This is a genomic window from Streptomyces sp. NPDC058576, from assembly GCF_042718715.1.
Classification (GTDB): domain Bacteria; phylum Actinomycetota; class Actinomycetes; order Streptomycetales; family Streptomycetaceae; genus Streptomyces.
The window spans coordinates 78,251-94,425 of sequence record NZ_JBHXPF010000013.1 but is presented as its reverse complement, the minus strand read 5'-3'; the positions used below and the strand labels follow the sequence as shown (position 1 = coordinate 94,425).

Annotated in this window: 14 protein-coding genes; 6 read left to right on the top strand and 8 right to left on the bottom strand. The window is 73.9% G+C overall.

Annotation, left to right across the window (positions count from 1 at the left end):
- The first annotated feature begins 53 nt into the window (after positions 1 to 53).
- From ACFWRV_RS12890 to ACFWRV_RS12870, 5 genes are all read left to right on the top strand, one after another.
- The gene (locus tag ACFWRV_RS12890) at positions 54 to 1,088 is read left to right on the top strand and encodes a beta-ketoacyl-ACP synthase 3 (protein ID WP_384332637.1); all 1,035 of its coding nucleotides are present in this window, start codon (positions 54 to 56) and stop codon (positions 1,086 to 1,088) included.
- Positions 1,072 to 2,328 (top strand): beta-ketoacyl-[acyl-carrier-protein] synthase family protein, encoded by a 1,257-nt coding sequence (locus ACFWRV_RS12885; RefSeq protein ID WP_384332634.1) that lies wholly within the window; start codon positions 1,072 to 1,074, stop codon positions 2,326 to 2,328. Before ACFWRV_RS12890 ends, ACFWRV_RS12885 begins: the two co-directional genes overlap by 17 nt.
- A 62-nt stretch (positions 2,329 to 2,390) precedes the next feature.
- Entirely contained in the window at positions 2,391 to 4,415 is a 2,025-nt protein-coding gene (locus ACFWRV_RS12880) for an acyl-CoA dehydrogenase (protein WP_384332631.1), read from the top strand.
- Between the two features lie 100 nt (positions 4,416 to 4,515).
- Entirely contained in the window at positions 4,516 to 4,791 is a 276-nt protein-coding gene (locus ACFWRV_RS12875; protein WP_384332628.1) for an acyl carrier protein, read from the top strand.
- A complete protein-coding gene (locus ACFWRV_RS12870; RefSeq protein ID WP_384332626.1) occupies positions 4,788 to 6,011 on the top strand; it encodes a beta-ketoacyl-[acyl-carrier-protein] synthase family protein in 1,224 nt (407 codons plus the stop codon). Before ACFWRV_RS12875 ends, ACFWRV_RS12870 begins: the two co-directional genes overlap by 4 nt.
- Before the next feature lie 319 nt (positions 6,012 to 6,330).
- Here the strand turns inward: ACFWRV_RS12870 and ACFWRV_RS12865 are convergent, their stop codons facing one another.
- Positions 6,331 to 7,395 carry a PRC and DUF2382 domain-containing protein gene (locus ACFWRV_RS12865; RefSeq protein ID WP_384332623.1) on the bottom strand — a complete coding sequence of 355 codons (1,065 nt, stop codon included), beginning with the start codon at positions 7,393 to 7,395 and terminating at the stop codon, positions 6,331 to 6,333.
- A 228-nt stretch (positions 7,396 to 7,623) separates the two neighbouring features.
- Between ACFWRV_RS12865 and ACFWRV_RS12860 the strand changes: the two genes are divergently transcribed.
- The gene (locus tag ACFWRV_RS12860; protein WP_384332620.1) at positions 7,624 to 8,373 is read left to right on the top strand and encodes an adenosylcobinamide amidohydrolase; all 750 of its coding nucleotides are present in this window, start codon (positions 7,624 to 7,626) and stop codon (positions 8,371 to 8,373) included.
- Positions 8,374 to 8,403: 30 nt separating this feature from the next.
- On the opposite strand, the gene ACFWRV_RS12855 is transcribed toward ACFWRV_RS12860, so the two are convergent.
- From ACFWRV_RS12855 to ACFWRV_RS12825, 7 genes are all read right to left on the bottom strand, one after another.
- Positions 8,404 to 9,657, bottom strand: a complete 1,254-nt coding sequence (locus ACFWRV_RS12855; RefSeq protein WP_384332617.1) for a sulfite oxidase — start codon at positions 9,655 to 9,657, stop codon at positions 8,404 to 8,406.
- Positions 9,654 to 10,892, bottom strand: a complete 1,239-nt coding sequence (locus ACFWRV_RS12850) for a homoserine O-acetyltransferase (RefSeq protein WP_384332732.1) — start codon at positions 10,890 to 10,892, stop codon at positions 9,654 to 9,656. Before ACFWRV_RS12850 ends, ACFWRV_RS12855 begins: the two co-directional genes overlap by 4 nt.
- Positions 10,889 to 12,250 carry a bifunctional o-acetylhomoserine/o-acetylserine sulfhydrylase gene (locus ACFWRV_RS12845; protein ID WP_384332614.1) on the bottom strand — a complete coding sequence of 454 codons (1,362 nt, stop codon included), beginning with the start codon at positions 12,248 to 12,250 and terminating at the stop codon, positions 10,889 to 10,891. The genes ACFWRV_RS12850 and ACFWRV_RS12845 overlap by 4 nt, the downstream gene beginning before the upstream one ends.
- A 191-nt stretch (positions 12,251 to 12,441) precedes the next feature.
- Positions 12,442 to 12,996, bottom strand: a complete 555-nt coding sequence (locus ACFWRV_RS12840) for a thioesterase family protein (protein WP_384332611.1) — start codon at positions 12,994 to 12,996, stop codon at positions 12,442 to 12,444.
- Positions 12,993 to 14,000 (bottom strand): 3-hydroxyacyl-CoA dehydrogenase NAD-binding domain-containing protein, encoded by a 1,008-nt coding sequence (locus ACFWRV_RS12835; protein WP_384332609.1) that lies wholly within the window; start codon positions 13,998 to 14,000, stop codon positions 12,993 to 12,995. The genes ACFWRV_RS12840 and ACFWRV_RS12835 overlap by 4 nt, the downstream gene beginning before the upstream one ends.
- A gap of 69 nt (positions 14,001 to 14,069) precedes the next feature.
- Positions 14,070 to 14,963 carry a 3-keto-5-aminohexanoate cleavage protein gene (locus ACFWRV_RS12830; protein ID WP_384332606.1) on the bottom strand — a complete coding sequence of 298 codons (894 nt, stop codon included), beginning with the start codon at positions 14,961 to 14,963 and terminating at the stop codon, positions 14,070 to 14,072.
- 120 nt (positions 14,964 to 15,083) lie between these two features.
- A complete protein-coding gene (locus ACFWRV_RS12825; protein ID WP_384332603.1) occupies positions 15,084 to 16,004 on the bottom strand; it encodes a TetR family transcriptional regulator C-terminal domain-containing protein in 921 nt (306 codons plus the stop codon).
- Positions 16,005 to 16,175 lie beyond the last annotated feature (171 nt).

Here is a 16,175-nt window from a genome sequence, read left to right as displayed (position 1 = left end):
GTACGGAGCCGGGGGCGCGGGCGGGCGTCTTAGCGGCCGGGGTGCGCACGGCGGTGCTGCAGAGCGTGGCGGGCTGGGTGCCGGGGGAACCGGTCGGCAACGACCGGCTGCCCGCCGACTGGGAGGTGGATGACGCCTGGGTGCGCCGCCGCACCGGCATCGGCAGCCGGCACCGGGCCGGACCGGGCGTCGCCACCGGTGACCTCGCCTTCGAGGCGGCCTCGCGGCTGCTGGCCCGCGCCCCGGCGGCGGGCGAGGTGGACGCGGTGGTCCTCGCCACCGCCACCCCCGACCACCTCTGCCCCGGCACCGCCCCCGCGCTCGCGGCCCGGCTCGGGCTCGGCACCGTACCGGCGCTGGACATCGCCGCCGTGTGCAGCGGCTTCGTCTACGGACTCGCCGTCTGCCACGGGCTGGTCGCCTCGGGCCTCTACGGGCGGATCCTGCTCGTCGGCGCCGACGTCTACTCGACCTGGCTCGACCCGGCCGACCGCTCGGCGGGCGTCGTCTTCGGCGACGGGGCGGGCGCCGCCCTGGTGGCGGCCGGGCGCTCCGGCGACCCCGGGGAACTGCTCGCGTTCGACCTGGGCAGCGACGGCACGGGCTACGACCTGATCACCGTCCCCGGCGGCGGTGCCCGCGCCCGGGCGAGCGGAAAGCCGCCGGGGCTGGGCGACGGGTTCTTCCGGATGCGGGGCGGCACCGTCTACCAGCACGCCGTCGAGCGGATGACCGGCTCCTGCCGGACGCTCCTGGACCGGGTCGGCTGGGACCCGGCGGAGGTCGACCGCTTCGTGCCGCACCAGGCCAACGCCCGGATCCTGCGCGCCGTCGCCGAGCGGGTCGGCATCGCACCGCAGCGCTGTGTCACCCATCTGGAGCGGGTCGGCAACACCGGCGCCGCCTCCATCCCGCTGGCCCTGGCCGACGCGGCGGACGAGGGCCGCCTCCGCGCCGGCGACCGGGTGCTGCTCACCGCGTTCGGGGGCGGACTGACCTGGGGTTCGGCGGCACTTCGCTGGCCGGGGACCCCGCAGACCATGTGCACGGATTCTATGGAAGGAACACAGCATGACGCTCCCCGCTGATCAGGGCACCGAGGCCCGAGCCGGCACCGCCGTCGCGGTGACGGGGATCGGCCTGGTGACACCCGCAGGGGCGGACGAGCACAGCTTCTGGGAGGGGTTGTGCTCCGGGCGGTCCACCGCCCGGCGGTGCGAGGAACTGGCCGGTCTGCCGGTCGACTTCGCCTGTCCGGTCGACGGCATCGACCTGGACGCGGCGGTGGGCGGCCGGTCGGTGTGGCGGATGGCCCGGTTCGTGAAGCTGGCCCTGGTGGCCGCCCGGCAGGCCGTCGCCGACGCCGGCCTCGACCCAGCCCGGTGGGACGGCACCCGGGTCGGCGTGGTGCTCGGCGTGGGCGTCGGCGGCGTCTCCGTACTCGTCGACAACGCGGCCAGGCTGGCGGCCTCGGGCCCCGAGGCGGTCTCCCCGCTGCTCGTCCCGATGATGATCCCCAACGCGGCGGCGGGCGAGGTCGCCATCGCGCTGAAGGCGGGCGGGCCGAGCCTCGCCCCCGCCACCGCCTGCGCCTCCGGGGCCACCGCCGTCGCCGTCGCCCGCGATCTGCTGCTCGGCGACAGCTGCGACGTGGTCGTGGCGGGCGGTGCGGAGTCGGTGCTGACCCCGCTGGTGGTCACCGCCTTCGCCCGGATGGGTGCGCTGTCCACGCGCGCCGGCGACCCGGCGGCCGCCTCCCGCCCGTTCGCCGCCGACCGGGACGGCTTCGTCATCGGCGAGGGCGCCGCCATGCTCGTCCTGGAGCGCGAGGAGAAGGCCCGCGCCCGGGGCCGTCGCCCGCGCGCCCTGCTCACCGGGGCCGGTTCCAGCACGGACGCCCACCACCCCACCGCCCCGGCCCCCGACGGACACGGCGCCCAGCGGGCGGTCCAGGCGGCGCTGCACCAGTCGGGCTGGACGCCGGGCGATGTCGACCACATCAACGCCCATGGCACCTCCACGCCCCTCAACGACGCCATGGAGACCACCCTCATCTCCCGGCTCTTCCCGCACCGGCCGCCGGTGACCGCCCCCAAGGGCGTCATCGGTCACACCCTGGCGGCGGCGGGCGCGATCGAGGCGGTGGCCACCGTCCTGACGCTGGAACGTTCCGCCGTTCCGCCGATCGCCAACCTGGACGCGCTCCCCGACGCCTTCCCGCTCGACTGTGTGACGAAGGAGCCCCGTCACCAGCGGGTCGAGACGGCGCTGAGCCACTCCTTCGGCTTCGGCGGCCACAACGTCGTCCTCGCCTTCCAACGCGCCTGATATACGGGGGCATTTCGGGACGGCGAGGGGTGTCCTCGCCGTTCCTTGATCGTTAATTTGTTGTGACCGTAACCACGAATGACGCGGCCCCGCCGTCCGCCAACGATTCGCTGACCGCAGCTCTCTTCGGGTCGAACTTCCGCGAGGAGCACGGATTCTGGCGTCGACTACTCACAACAGAACCGTTTCGTCGTCCCGGCGGCGGCACCCCGGACGAACGACTCGCCCTCTCCTACCACCGCCTGCGCATTCTCAACAACGCGCTCGACAGCGGCGCGCGACTGGCCGCCGACCCCCGGGCGCTGGCCGCCCTGCACGAGTGGCTCGGCCCCGTCGACCCGGCGCTGACCACCGTGGCGGGCATCCACTACAACCTCTTCCTCGGCAGCCTCCTCGACCACGACGCGGGCACGCTGCGCGACTTGTCGGACTTCCTCGCCCTGCGGCGCGTGGGAACCTTCCTCTGTACGGAGGTGGCGCACGGCAACGACGCGGCGGCCATCGAGACGACCGCGACGTACGACCGCGAACGCGACGGCTTCCTCCTGCACACCCCGCACGCCGGGGCGCAGAAGTTCATGCCCAACACCAGCCCGGCCGGGGGCCCCAAGTCCGGTGTGGTCGCGGCCCGGTTGCTCGTCGACGGCGCCGACCACGGGGTCTTCCTCTTCCTCGCCCCGCTCACCGACGCCCACCGCGCCCTGCCCGGCGTCCGGGTGCGGCGGCTGCCCGCCCGGATGGGTTCCCCGGTCGACCACTGCCTGACCTCCTTCGACCGCTGCTTCGTCCCGCGTGACGCGCTGCTCGCCGGACAGCAGGGGCGGATCGACGACGACGGCCGGTTCCGCAGTGAAGTGCCCAACCGCAGAAGGCGGTTCCTCGCCTCCATCGGCCGGGTCACCCCCGGCAAGCTCTCCATGAGCGCCTGCGCGGTCGGCTCCGCCCGGGTCACCCTCGCCATCGCCGTCCGGTACGCCGGACACCGGATGATCTCGGGATCGCGCGCCGCGCGGCGGGTCCCGGTGTACGCGCACCGCACCCACCACGGGCCGCTGGCCGCAGCGATGGCCACCGTCTACGCGATGAGCCTGCTGCACCGCAGGGCCCTGCACCGCTGGGAGTCGGCCCCGGAGACCGGGAGGGGCGAGGCGGAGCGCCTGGTGGCCGTCGCCAAGGGGTGGATCACCTGGCAGGCGCGCGCCGTCATCGTCGAGTGCCGCGAACGGTGCGGAGCCCAGGGGCTGTTGGAGAACAACGGGATGACCGAGCTGTTCACCGGCATCGAGGGCGCGATCACCGCCGAGGGCGACAATCTCGCCGTGCACGCCAAGGCCGCAGCCGAGATGCTCTTCCGTGTCACCGACCGGGACGAGGCGATGAGCGACGGCCCCGGCGACCTGGACGATCCCGCCTTCCTCGGCCGGCTGATCGCGGCCGTCGAGGACCTCTGGTTCGCCCGTGCCCGCGAGCGGATGAGCGCCGCCCCGCCCGGCGACCCGCTCGGCCGCTGGAACGCCGCGTCGTCGGCCGCGCTGCGCGGCGTCGAGGCCTACGCCTACCGGCAGGCGGACGAGGCGTACGCCGAGGCCGTCGCCGCCACGCCCGAGGGCGGGGCGCGCGAACGGCTGACCGAGCTGCGCAGGCTCTTCGCGCTCCGGTGGACCGCCCGCAACAGCGGTGACCTGCTCGCCTCCGGACGGCTGACCGCCGATCAGGTCACCTCTCTGCCCGACGCGGTGGAGGAGGCGACCGTCGTCGTGGCCGAACACACCCCCGCCCTGGTGGCGTCCTTCGCGCTTCCCGAGCGCCTGATGTCGGACTGGCCGATCGCCGGACCCGGTTACGCGGAGGTCTACGACGACCCCGAGGGGCCCTGGCACCGGGGCCGCCGGGCGGGCATCCGGGGCCGCGCGGCGGAGTTCCGGCAGCCCGTCTGCGGCAGCCGGAGGCGCCCGCTGCGGGAGAAGGTCGCGGCGCTCGGCACCCGCGGGGTTCTGCTGGCGTACTGGGGAACCACATCGGTGCTCTCCCGATGGTTCGAGAAGCCGCAGGTGAGCGTAGACGAATCGGTTCGCCGCAAGGCGTAACCGGAAGATCGTCATCCAGTTATTTCGGGCGATGGGTCGCCGCGTTCGCCCACCCGCCGCTCAGCGAGAAGCCGACCGGACGCCGATGAGAGGAATCACCATGCAGACCATTCACCCCAAGATCACCGAGGTGCTCACCGGGACGTTCAAGGTGCCCGCCGCCGAGATCCTGCCGGATTCCACCATGGACAGCCTGGAGATGGACTCCCTCGCGGTCGCCGAGTTCGCCGTCATCATCAAGGAGACCCTGGGCGTCGACGCCGACTCCGAGAAGCTCTACAAGGACGCCACGCTGGCCGACATCTCCGCGTACATCGACGCGGCCGTCGGCCCCGCGGCGGCCGAGGCGACGGTGCCGGTGAGCAACACCCGATGAAGCGACCCGCCATCGCCGTGACAGGACTGGGGATGATCACCCCGGTCGGCCACACCACCGACACCACCTGGGACGGCGTCTGCGCGGGCCTCTCGCCCGCCCGCACCGTCCCCGAACTGCGCGGCTGCGCGGTCGACTTCGCCTGTACCGTCTCCGGCATCGACCTCGACGAAGCGGTCGGCGGCCGGACCGCGTTCCGGATGGGCCGGTACGTCAAGTTCGCCCTCCTGGCCGCCCGGGAGGCGGTCGCCGACGCCGGGCTCGACCCGGAGCGCTGGGACGGCGCCCGGGTCGCCGTCGTGGTCGGCACCAGCAGCGGAGGGTCCGCCGGACTCACCGAACAGGCCGTCGCCCTGGAGCGGCGCGGTCCCGAGGCCACCTCACCCTCGGGCATCCTGCTGACCATCCCGAACATGCCCGCGGCCGAGATCGCCATCGCGATGAGGGCCACCGGGCCCAGCCTGGCCCCGTGCACGGCCTGTTCGTCCGGGGTGACCGCCCTGTCGGTGGCCCGGGACATGCTGACCCTGGGCCAGTGCGACATCGCCATTGCCGGGGCCACCGAGTCGATCGTGTTCCCGGTCGCCATGACCGGCTTCGCCCGCTCCGGCGCGGCGGCACCGCGGGACGGCGACCCCGCCCGCCTCTGCCGCCCCTTCGCCGCCGACCGGGCCGGAATCGTCATGGGCGAGGGCGCGGCCGTCATGGTCCTGGAGCGGGCCGACGACGCCCGCGCCAGAGGAGCCGCCCCCCGGGCGCTGATCGCGGGCACCGGCGCCACCACCGACGCCCACCACCCCACCAGCCCGCACCCTTCGGGGGACGTCGCACGGGCCGCCGTCGACGCCGCGCTGCGCGACGCGGGCTGGCAGGCCGAGGACGTCGACCACGTCAACGCCCACGGGACGTCGACCCCCCTCAACGACGCCACCGAAGCCGCCCTCATCGGCCGGGCCTATCCGCACCGGCCGCCCGTCACCGCCCCGAAGGGCGTACTGGGCCACTGCATGGGAGCGGCCGGCGCCATCGAAGCGGGCCTGACGATCCTCACGCTCCAGCACGGGATCATCCCGCCGATCGCGAACCTGGACGCCCCCGAGCCAGGGTTCGCCCTCGACTGCGTCACCAAGGTCCCGCGCGAGGTGCCCGTACGACGGGCCGTCAGTCATTCCTTCGGCTTCGGCGGCCAGAACGCGGTGATCGCTCTCCAGGCTCCGTAGCGCCGGACGGAATCCGCGGGGCCGGGCGGCGGGCCGGTCCCGCGGTTCGTCGGTCCGCCAGGAGCAGTTCACGGGGCAGCTGGGCCAGGGTGCGGGGTGCTCCCGTGGCCGTGGCCCCGCCCGTCCGCCTCACCGCTGCGCGTCAGTTCCGGATGCGCACCGGATTCCCTGACCCCGGGCCCCGGCAAGCGATCACGCGACTTCACGCGGATCGGACGCGGTGCGGCCCCGGACAGCCCGCCGGGCGGACTCGAAGGTACGAGCCCGCCCGGCGGCCGAGGACTGGGAGCGGCCGTGTGGCCACCTGAGGATGTGCGGGTCAGCGGCGTCGACCCTTGCCGAACTCGCCACCGGCGTCCTTGCCGGTGCCCATGTCCTTGCCGTCCGCGTAGTCGATCTTCTCCTTGCGGACCTCGGCGGAGACTTCCTTCTGCTCGGTGACCCGGTTGGTCTCCAGCCGGACCCGCTCCACCGGCACAGCCTCCTTGCGTACGGTGGCGCGCTCCGCGTGCAGCGTGACCTCGACGTCCTGCTCGCCGAAGTCGCTGGTCCCGGTGGTCTTCTCACCGGGCTGGACCGGCTCACGGATCACCCGGACCTCTTCGTGGGACACCGGCACGGTCCGGGTGACCTCCTCGGTCACCACGTACTTGTGCAACCGGGCCTTGCCGCTCTCGTACTCCTCCTTGCCGACGTGCAGCTGCTCCTCGGAGCGGATCATCTCCTCCTTGCCGCTCATGTCGGCCGCCCGGGACGTGCCCGCCCCGGCGCCCGCCAGCGGGCGTGCCGTGGTGGAGGCGTCCGTATCGCGGTGCCTGCCCGTACCGCTGCCCGCTCCTGCCATGCCCGCTGCTCCCGTCGTCGCGGCGCCGGCGCTGGTGCCCGCCGTGGTCGCCTTCCCGGTCGCCTTGGCACCGGGGGTCGTACCGCCCCCACGGGACGTGCCCGCGGCACCCGCGGCACCAGCGGCACCCGCGGCGCCCGCGGCGCCCATCGCCCCGGTTCCGGCGGTGGTCGGCGCGTCCATGCCGGCCGGCCGGTTCTCACCGAGATTGCCGGACTTCCTGGTCAGGCCGTAGTGCCGGTACAGCTCCTCCTCCTCGGCGACGGAGAGGTGCGCGTCCGCGTCCACCCGCGGCGCGTCCTTGACGCTCTCCTTCGGATGGGCGAGGTGCAGGTCGGAGCCCACTCGACGGGCTCCGGCGAGCGGGACGAAGCTCTCCTTCATGCCGAACAGGCCGGTCTTGACCGTGACCCAGTCGGGCTTGCCGGTGTCGTCGTCGACGTACACCCGGCCCACACTGCCGACCTTCTCGCCGTCGTTGTCGTACACGGTCAGACCGTCGAGTTCTCCGGAATCCGTGAAACCGTCAGCGGCTCCCATAACCGATTCCTCCTCTCGGGCACGCCCTGTGGTTGGCTCCACCGGAGGTGGCGCGTCCGGATTCCATCGCGCCTCACCCGCATGGACGCTGCAACCGCCCGCCCGCCCGGATCGCGGCCCCCGGAAGCCCGGTGCGGGGCCCCGGCCCCGTGCGGCGGCACCGGGCCGCCCCGGAGCCCGTTAGGCCAATCGGGTGAGGGTCCGGGCCCCGCATATGATCGGCGGACCGTGGCGGCCGCAGGACGGACCACCGCCGACCAGCCGAGCCACCAGGGGTGCGCCATCTCTTCCGTACGCTTCCGGCTGCCCGCGCAACGCGGCGATGCGCGCGCGGACCTTCGCGACCGGAACGAGGAGGGGCACCATCTCCACCACCTCGTGTGGCGGCTGGGGCCCGGCGTGCGGGTGTGCAGCAGCGCGGTCCTCGGCGGCGGCATCGGCCCTCGGGCCTGGATCCTCAACGCCCAGGTCCCCGGCGGCTACCCGCGCCTCGACCCGGACCGCCACCTCGCCGAGATCGCCGCCGCGGAGGGGCTCACGGGCCCGGGCGCCGGGCTGATGACCGCGGCCGACGTCGCCGCGTACACGACCGCCCACGACAGCGGTGTCACGGCGACCGTCACGGCGGGCCTCGGCGTACGGGGCTGGGCGGCGGCCCCCGACACCACCCGGCATGAGGACGTCCCGGCGGCCCCGTTCCGGCCCGGCACGGTCAACATCGTCGTCACGCTGCCCGTCGCGCTCTCCGACGCCGCCCTCGTCAACGCCGTCGCCACCGCCACCGAGGCCAAGGTCCAGGCCCTCCTCGACGCCGGACTCGACTGCTCGGGCACCCCCACGGACGCGGTGTGCGTCGCGGCCCCCGAACCGGGGCCCGGCGGAGGCGAACCCTTCGCCGGACCCCGCTCCACCTGGGGCGCGCGGATCGCCCGCGCCGTGCACAGCGCCGTACTGGCAGGGGCCCGCACGGCACCGTGACGGGGCCGGCCCACCACCGCGTGCCGTGGTTCAGCTCACCGTCACCGGGTGGCGCACCACCGCGTCGAACAGATAGCCCTGGGTGTTGTGCGCGGTCGCCACCGGCTGCGCACGCCCCGAGCGGTCCGTCGCCCGCGCCAGCAGCACGGCAGGACCTCGCTCCCTCGGCACCCAGTCGGCCGTCCAGCGCACCCAGCTCCCGGACCGCGGCTCGTCCCGCAGCCGGGCCGCCCGCCAACGCGCACCCCCGTCCGTGCTGACCTCCACAGCCCGCACGGGCGCCCCGCCCGACCAGGAACGCCCGGTGAGCAGCGCGCGCCGGTGAGCGCGGAACGAGGCCCCCGGAACCAGTTCGAAGGCGCTCTTCAGCGTCTGCCGGGTCAGCGGCGGACCGCCCTCCGGCGGATGCCCGGGGCCGAACAGCCGGTAGAGGCCCGTGTTCCACGGCGTGAGCAGCGGCTCGGCGCTCACCTCGATGTCGCCGACCCACTTGATGTTGGCGATGCCGACCCACGACGGCACGATCAGCCGGACGGGGTAGCCGTGGTCGGGCGGCAGCGGCTCGCCGTTCATCTCGTACGCGAGCAGCACGTCGTCCAGAGCCTTCGCCACCGGCAGCGGACGGCGCACCCGCCCGAGCTTCACCCCGTCGGTGACGACCTCGGCGTCCAGGCCGCGCGGCAGGACGTCCACCGCCTGCCGCCCGACCCCCGCCCGGCGCAGGACGTCCGCCAGCCGCACCCCGCGCCAGCGGGCCGTCCCGATCGCCCCGAGTGTCCAGGCGGTGCCGCTGACCGCCTGGCCCTGCTGCGAGGTGAAGAAGCTGCGGCCGTTCCCCGCGCACTCCACGAACGCGGTACGCGTCACCGGGGGCAGGGCCAGCAGATCGGCGAGGGCGAAGTCCACCGGGCCGCCCCGCAGCCCGTCACCCCACACCGTCAGTTTCCAGTCGGCCCGGTCGATGCGCGGCGTGGCGGTGTGGTTGCGCACGAAGAACCGGTCGGCGGGGGTGAGCAGGCCGGTGTCCCGCAGGGCGGCGAAGTTCGTCTCCGCGTTGGTGCCGCGCAGCGTGAACAGCTCCGCGGGCAGCGGCTTGACCACCCCGGGCAGCCCGTCGGCCGCGCGGGCCGGTGCGGCGACCGAGGCCAGCGGCACGGCGGCGGAGGCCGCCGCGAGGAGCTTCAGCAGATCGCGGCGCTCGATCCCGGCGGAGCGTGCCCGGCCGCGGGACCACTGCCGCATCCGTATCCGGTCGTAGACGTCCTCGGTCGGAAGGGGGCTCATGGCTGCTCCTCGCGGGTCAGGTGATGAAGAGGGAGGTGGGAGGGGCGGGCTGGTGCGGGGGCGGCCGGGTGCGGCTGTGGTGCTCGCGCGAGCAACTCCCGTACGAGCGCGCCCACCTGGTCCGTCTCGATGAGGAACCCGTCGTGCCCGCAGGGCGAGGCGATGGTGCGCGCGCCCTCCGCCCCCGGCAGCAGCGCGGCCAGCCGTTCCTGCTGCGCCAGGGGGTACAGCCGGTCCGAGTCGACCCCCGCGACCAGGGCGGGCAGCTCCGCCCGGCGCAGCGCCCGGGCGGTCCCGCCCCGCCCCCGGCCGACGTCGTGGCCGTTCATCGCCTCGGTGAGCGTCACGTAACTGCCGGCGTCGAACCGGCGCACCAGCTTGTCCGCGTGGTGGTCGAGGTAGGACTCCACCCGGTAGCGGCCGCCGTGCGCGGGCTCCTCCCCGGGCTGTGCCCGCCCGCCGAAGCGCGAGTTCAGCTCGGGTTCGCCGCGGTACGTGATGTGGGCGATGCGACGCGCCTGCCCGAGGCCCCGGTGCGGGCCGTCGCCCGGGGGCGCGTGGTGGTAGTCGCCGCCCCGCCAGCCCGGGTCGGAGCGGATCGCGCCGATCTGCACCGAGCCCCAGGCGATCTGGTCGGCGGACGCGGCCGCCGGGGCGGCGAGCACGAGCAGCGAACCGGTGCGCTCGGGCCTGCTCACCGCCCATTCCAGGGCCCGCATCCCGCCCATCGACCCGCCGACGACGGCCGCCCACCGGTCGATGCCCAGCACATCGGCGAGCGCGGCCTCCGCCGTCACCTGGTCCCGGACGCTCAGATACGGGAACAGGGACCCCCACGGCGTGCCGTCGGGCCCGGGGGACGAGGGGCCGGTGCTGCCCTGGCAGCCGCCGAGGACGTTGGGCGCGACGACGAACCAGCGGTCGGTGTCGAGCGCCCGGCCCGGGCCGACCAGCGCGTCCCACCAGCCGGGCGTCGGATGCCCCGGACCGGCGGGACCGGCCACATGGCTGTCGCCCGTCAGCGCGTGCAGCACCAGCACGGCGTTCGATCCGTCGGCCGCCCGCTGCCCCCAGGTCTCGTACGCCAGGCGCACCCCCGGCAGCCTGATCCCGGACTCCAGGGGCAGCGGGTCCTCGATCGCCGCCCAGCGGCGGCGACCGGGCGGGTCCCCCTCCTTCCGGCCGCCGGAGGCCGGCAGGAGGGGGAGCGCGTGGTGCGGGGCCGTCCGGTTCAGGACGCCGCCTTCGCCGCCCGGAAACCCGCCTCCAGGTCCGCCTTGAGGTCGTCCAGGTTCTCCAGCCCCACCGACAGCCGCACCAGACCGGGCGTGGCGCCGGTGGCGATCAGCTGCTCCTCGGTGAGCTGGCTGTGCGTGGTGGAGGCCGGGTGGATGATCAGGCTCCGTACGTCACCGATGTTGGCCAGGTGGCTGAAGAGTTCGACCGCGTCCACGAACTGCCGGCCCGCCTCGGTCCCGCCCTTCAGCTCGAAGGCCAGCACGGCCCCGGCTCCGCGCGGCAGATAGCGCTGCCCGGCCTCGTACCAGCGGTTCGACTCCAGACCGGCGTAGTGCACGGTCTCCACCTCGTCCCGCCGCTCCAGCCAGCGGGCGAGCTCCAGCGCGTTGGAGGTGTGCCGCTCCAGCCGCAGGCTCAGCGTCTCGATGCCCTGGAGCAGCAGGAACGCCGAGTGCGGCGAGAGGGCGGGCCCCAGGTCGCGCAGCAACTGCACCCGGAGCTTCACCGCGAACGCGCCCGGGCCGAGGTCCGGCCAGTAGCGCAGCCCGTGATAGCTCGGGTCGGGCTCGTGGAACTCGGGGAAGCGCTCGGCGTGCGCCCCGAAGTCGAACGTACCGGCGTCCACGACCACCCCGCCGATCGTCGTGCCGTGCCCGCCGAGGAACTTGGTCGCCGAGTGGACCACGATGTCCGCGCCGTGCTCGATCGGCCGGAGCAGGAAAGGCGTGGGCACGGTGTTGTCGACGATGAGCGGCACCCCGGCCTCGTGCGCGGTGTCCGCGACGCCTCGGACGTCCAGCACGTCACCGCGCGGGTTGCCGAGCGTCTCGGCGAAGAACGCCTTCGTGTTGGGCCGGACCGCCGCCCGCCAGGCCGCCAGATCCTCCGGGTCCTCGACGAACGTCACCTCGATGCCGAAGCGGGGAAGCGTGTGGCGGAAGAGGTTGTACGTGCCGCCGTACAGCGACGGGGAGGAGACGATGTGGTCCCCGGCCCCGGCCAGCGTCAGGATCGCCAGCGTCTCGGCGGCCTGGCCCGAGGCCAGCGCGACGGCGGCGGCCCCGCCCTCCAGCGCGGCGATGCGCTGCTCCAGGACGTCCTGGGTGGGGTTGTGGATGCGGGTGTAGATGTTTCCCGGCTCGGCCAGCGAGAACACGTCGGCCGCATGCTGCGTGTCGCGGAAGACGAAGGACGTCGACTGGTAGATCGGCACCGCGCGGGCGCCGGTCGTCGGGTCCGGGGCGGCGCCGGAGTGGATCTGCTTGGTCTCGAACGACCAGGCGGCGCCGGGGTCCTGCCGGTCCTGGTCCTCGGGGGTGTGGCCTGCGGTGACGGAGTCGAGGGGCTGGCTCATGTGGTTCCTCGCACGGGGCGGCGACGGGCTGAATACGGACCGTAGGCCGCACCGCGCACCCTCGGAAGCGTGTCGCCCGCCCGGCCATGAACCCGCAACGGCCCGTCATGCCCGGCAACACGGCGGCAACGGAGGCGCCACACCCGCCGCACGGCTCGGCCCGAGCCGTGCGGCGGGTACGGCGTCCGCGGTCAGCGGACCGCCGGGACCTCGGCGATCGAACGACCGGCCCACGCGGGCGCCGGCTCGACGAGCGCGGCCAGCCGCTCCCGTACGGAATCCGGGAACGGGACGGTGCGGCCCGCCCGTTGGTCCACGTGGAGCGCCAGCAGTTCGCTCGTCGCCACCGGGGCGGCCTCCGGCTCCGGTACGTCGCCGGGGGCGTCGACCACGTACAGCTCGTGGCTGAAGCGCGCCTTCTTCGCGTCCACGCCCAACAGGCTGGTGCGGACGGCGAGATGGGATCCTTCGGCCACGTCGCGGAGATAGCGCAGATGCGACTCTACGGTGTAGAGCGAGCAGCCGGTGCTCTCCCGGTACCCGGCGTGCAGACCGGTCTCGATCATCATCGCGTCGGTGGCGTACCCGAAGACCAGGACGTAGAACGCCTCGCTCATATGGCCGTTGTAGTCGATCCACTCGGGCCGTACGGTCCGGTGGACCAGGGGAAGCGACACGGCGTCGTCCTCGGTCACGGTCGGCTCCTCGGCCACGGTCGTCTCCTCGTACGTCTGCTGCTCGCTCATCGGGTCGCCTCCTCGGCGGACCGGGGCAGGCGGCCCGTCGCGCGCAGGACGTCGATGACGCCCCGGTCCCGCTCGGCGACGAGATCGGCGATGCTCCGGCCGTCCGCCGCCTCCTCGCAGCCGGCCACCACCGCCTCGTACAGGGCCCGGTCCAGTTCGGGTGCTTCCAGCCGGGTCCAGGGTGACTTCAGCGACGGGCCGAAGTGGTCGAGCATGTGGGCCATCCCGCCCTCGCCGCCCGCGAGCGCGAACGTGAGCATCGGCCCCATCACGGCCCAGCGGAGCCCCGGCCCCTCGGTGATCGACGCGTCGATCTCCGCCACCGTCGCCTCTCCGGCCGCGACCATGTGCAGCGCTTCGCGCCACAGGGCCTCCTGGAGCCGGTTGGCTATGAAGCCGGGCACCTCGCGGTCCATGGTGATCACGGACTTGCCCGCGACGGCGTAGAAGCGCGAGGCCCACTCGACCGCGGCGGGCGCGGTCCGTTCCCCGCCGACGACCTCGACCAGGGGAATGAGGTAGGGCGGGTTGAAGGGATGCCCGACGACGAGCCGCCCGGGGTCGGCGGCCTGCGTCTGCATGTCGGACATCGGGTAGCCGGAGGTCGACGAGGCGATCACCGTGCCGGCGGGCGCGGCGGCGTCCAGGCGGGCCAGCAGATCGCGCTTGAGGTCCAGCTTCTCGGGGGCGCTCTCCTGGACGAACTGGGCATCGGCCACGGCCTCTTCGAGGGTCGCGGTGACGGTCAGCCGGTCCTGGGACGCTCCGTCGGCCAGGCCGAGCTGTTCCAGCGCGGGCCACGCGGCGGCGATGAGCCTGCGCAGCCGGACGGCCGCGTCGGGGGCCGGGTCCCAGGCGGTGACGTCGTAGCCGCGAGCGAGGAAGTGGGCGGCCCAGCCGCCGCCGATCACCCCGGCCCCGACGCACGCCACACGGCGTACGTCCTCCGGGGCACAGGGTGCGGGGGGACCGGGGGGCGGGGTGGGGGAGGGGATGACGGTCACGGGGGCACTCCGGAAAGACGGTGAGGGGGAGGAGTCGGGGGTTCTGGGGAAGGCGAGGGGCGCGGCTGATCAGGCGCGCGGGCGCAGGCCGAGCTTCTGGCGCGCCTCGTCCGGCGTGGCGACCCGGGACCCCAGGGATTCGGTGATCTGCACCGCGCGCTCCACCAACTGGCCGTTGGTGGCCTTGACGCCCTTGCCCAGATAGAGGTTGTCCTCCAGGCCGACCCGGACGTGTCCGCCGAGCAGGATCGACTGGGCGACCCAGGGCATCTGCATCCGGCCGAGCGCGAAGCTCGCCCACTGGGCGCCCGGGGGAAGCATGTTGACCATCGACAGCAGGACGCCCGGGTCGGCGGGCGCGCCCCACGGAATGCCCATGCAGAGCTGGAAGACCGTGGGATCGTCGAGCAGCCCCTCGGCGAGCAGCTGCTTGGCGAACCACAGCTGCCCGGTGTCGAAGATCTCCAGCTCGGGCCGGACCCCGAGCTCCTGGATGCGCTTCGCGCCGGTGCGCAGCATGTCGGGGGTCGAGACGTAGAGGTTGCTGCCGTCGCCGAAGTTGAGCGAACCGCAGTCGAGGGTGCAGATGTCCGGGAGCAGGTCCTCCACGTGCGGCAGCCGGTCCAGACCGCTCACCAGGTCGGTGCCCGGGAGCTGACGGAGCGGGGCTTCCGGGTCGATGACCAGGTCCCCGCCCATTCCGGCGGTCAGGTTGATGACGACATCGGTGCCGGTCTCCCGGATCCGCTCGACGACCTCCCGGTAGAGCCGGGGGTCGCGGGAGGGCGCACCCGTATCCGGCTCGCGGACGTGGATGTGGACCACGGCCGCGCCGGCCCCGGCGGCCTCGACGGCGGAGGCGGCGATCTGCTCGGGCGTCACCGGGACATGGGGGCTGCGGCCGACGGTGTCGCCGGCTCCGGTGAGGGCGCAGGTGATGATGACGTCCTGGTTCACGGGCATGCGGGAACGTCTCCTCTCGGGGAGTCAGGGGAGCTAGGGGAGTCAGGGGAGTCAGGGGAGCTAGGGGAGTTCGGGATTTCGGGTTCAGGAAGGGACGGGTGTACGGGGTCGGCGCGGGCGTCAGCCGGCCGTGGGCGCCGTCAGGCAGGCGTCCACGTGGGCGATCAGCGCGTCGTGCATGGCCTCCGCGCCCGTGCCCGGGAGGCCGCTGCCCGGAGGGCCGGGTTCGGTGGCCAGGACCTGGGAGGCCAGCCCGTCGATCAGCGCGGTGAGGGCGAGGGCAGCGCCGTCCGCGTCGACCGGACGGAACACGCCCTGCTCGACGCCGCGCCGGATCACGTCGGCGACCGTCCCCCGCCACTGGCGGTAGTACTCCACGTGGAGTCGTCCGACCGTGGTGGACCGGGCGGCCTCGGCCCACAGGTCGAGCCAGACGCACCACTGCCGCCGTTGCTGTTCGGTCCGGGGCGTCTGGAGGTCGATCAGCAGGCGCAGTTCGTCCCCGGCGTGACGGGTGCCGGCCGTGGCGTCGGCACGCCGACGGGTGTCCTCGTCCATGCACCAGCGGACCGCGGCCTCCAGCAGTTCGTCACGGCCGGGGAAGTGGTAGTGGATCGCCGCCGTGCTGGTGTGGCAGGCCGCGGCGATGTCCGCGACCCGGACGGCATGGAAACCGCGCTCGGCGATGAGCCGGACGGTCTCGCGCACGATCTGCAAGGGCCTGCCGCCCTCCGGTGAGGGCGAAGGCGGGCGAGGCGGCGACGAGGGGCGCACGGGGGACGGCGTCGATGCCGCACCGCCCGCCGCACCGCCGGCCGCAGCACCCGCCGCACCGGCCGTCGTACCGATCAGCCGGCCGACGTCCACGCCGCCGATGTCCGCGATCCGGGCCAGTTCGGCGGCGGTGAAGCGTCGTGTGCCGTTCAGGGACCGGGACAGCTTCGACGGATCGATGACGATCCGCCGCGCGAACTCGCGCGCGCTCACCCCCGCCGCGTCGATCACCTGTCGGACCCGTGCGGCCACCTCGTCCTGCTGCATGGTCAGCCACCGTAGCCATGTGTTGAGAAAACCTCAACACAAGTAGGTGTATCCCATGGAAAAAGGGAGGTGTTGTGGGGGGGTTTGGGGGTTACATGGATAAAACACAACAACCCACAAACCCGTTAATCGGGGCCCGGCGCGGCGGCCACAAGGGCGACAAAAGCCACT

Coding starts and splice junctions, on each gene's coding strand:
- ACFWRV_RS12840 (WP_384332611.1), bottom strand. CDS start 12,996: ATGAGCGAGCAGCAGACGTACGAGGAGACGACCGTGGCCGAGGAGCCG.
- ACFWRV_RS12825 (WP_384332603.1), bottom strand. CDS start 16,004: ATGCAGCAGGACGAGGTGGCCGCACGGGTCCGACAGGTGATCGACGCG.
- ACFWRV_RS12885 (WP_384332634.1), top strand. CDS start 1,072: ATGACGCTCCCCGCTGATCAGGGCACCGAGGCCCGAGCCGGCACCGCC.
- ACFWRV_RS12870 (WP_384332626.1), top strand. CDS start 4,788: ATGAAGCGACCCGCCATCGCCGTGACAGGACTGGGGATGATCACCCCG.
- ACFWRV_RS12875 (WP_384332628.1), top strand. CDS start 4,516: ATGCAGACCATTCACCCCAAGATCACCGAGGTGCTCACCGGGACGTTC.
- ACFWRV_RS12830 (WP_384332606.1), bottom strand. CDS start 14,963: ATGCCCGTGAACCAGGACGTCATCATCACCTGCGCCCTCACCGGAGCC.
- ACFWRV_RS12845 (WP_384332614.1), bottom strand. CDS start 12,250: ATGAGCCAGCCCCTCGACTCCGTCACCGCAGGCCACACCCCCGAGGAC.
- ACFWRV_RS12855 (WP_384332617.1), bottom strand. CDS start 9,657: ATGAGCCCCCTTCCGACCGAGGACGTCTACGACCGGATACGGATGCGG.
- ACFWRV_RS12865 (WP_384332623.1), bottom strand. CDS start 7,395: ATGGGAGCCGCTGACGGTTTCACGGATTCCGGAGAACTCGACGGTCTG.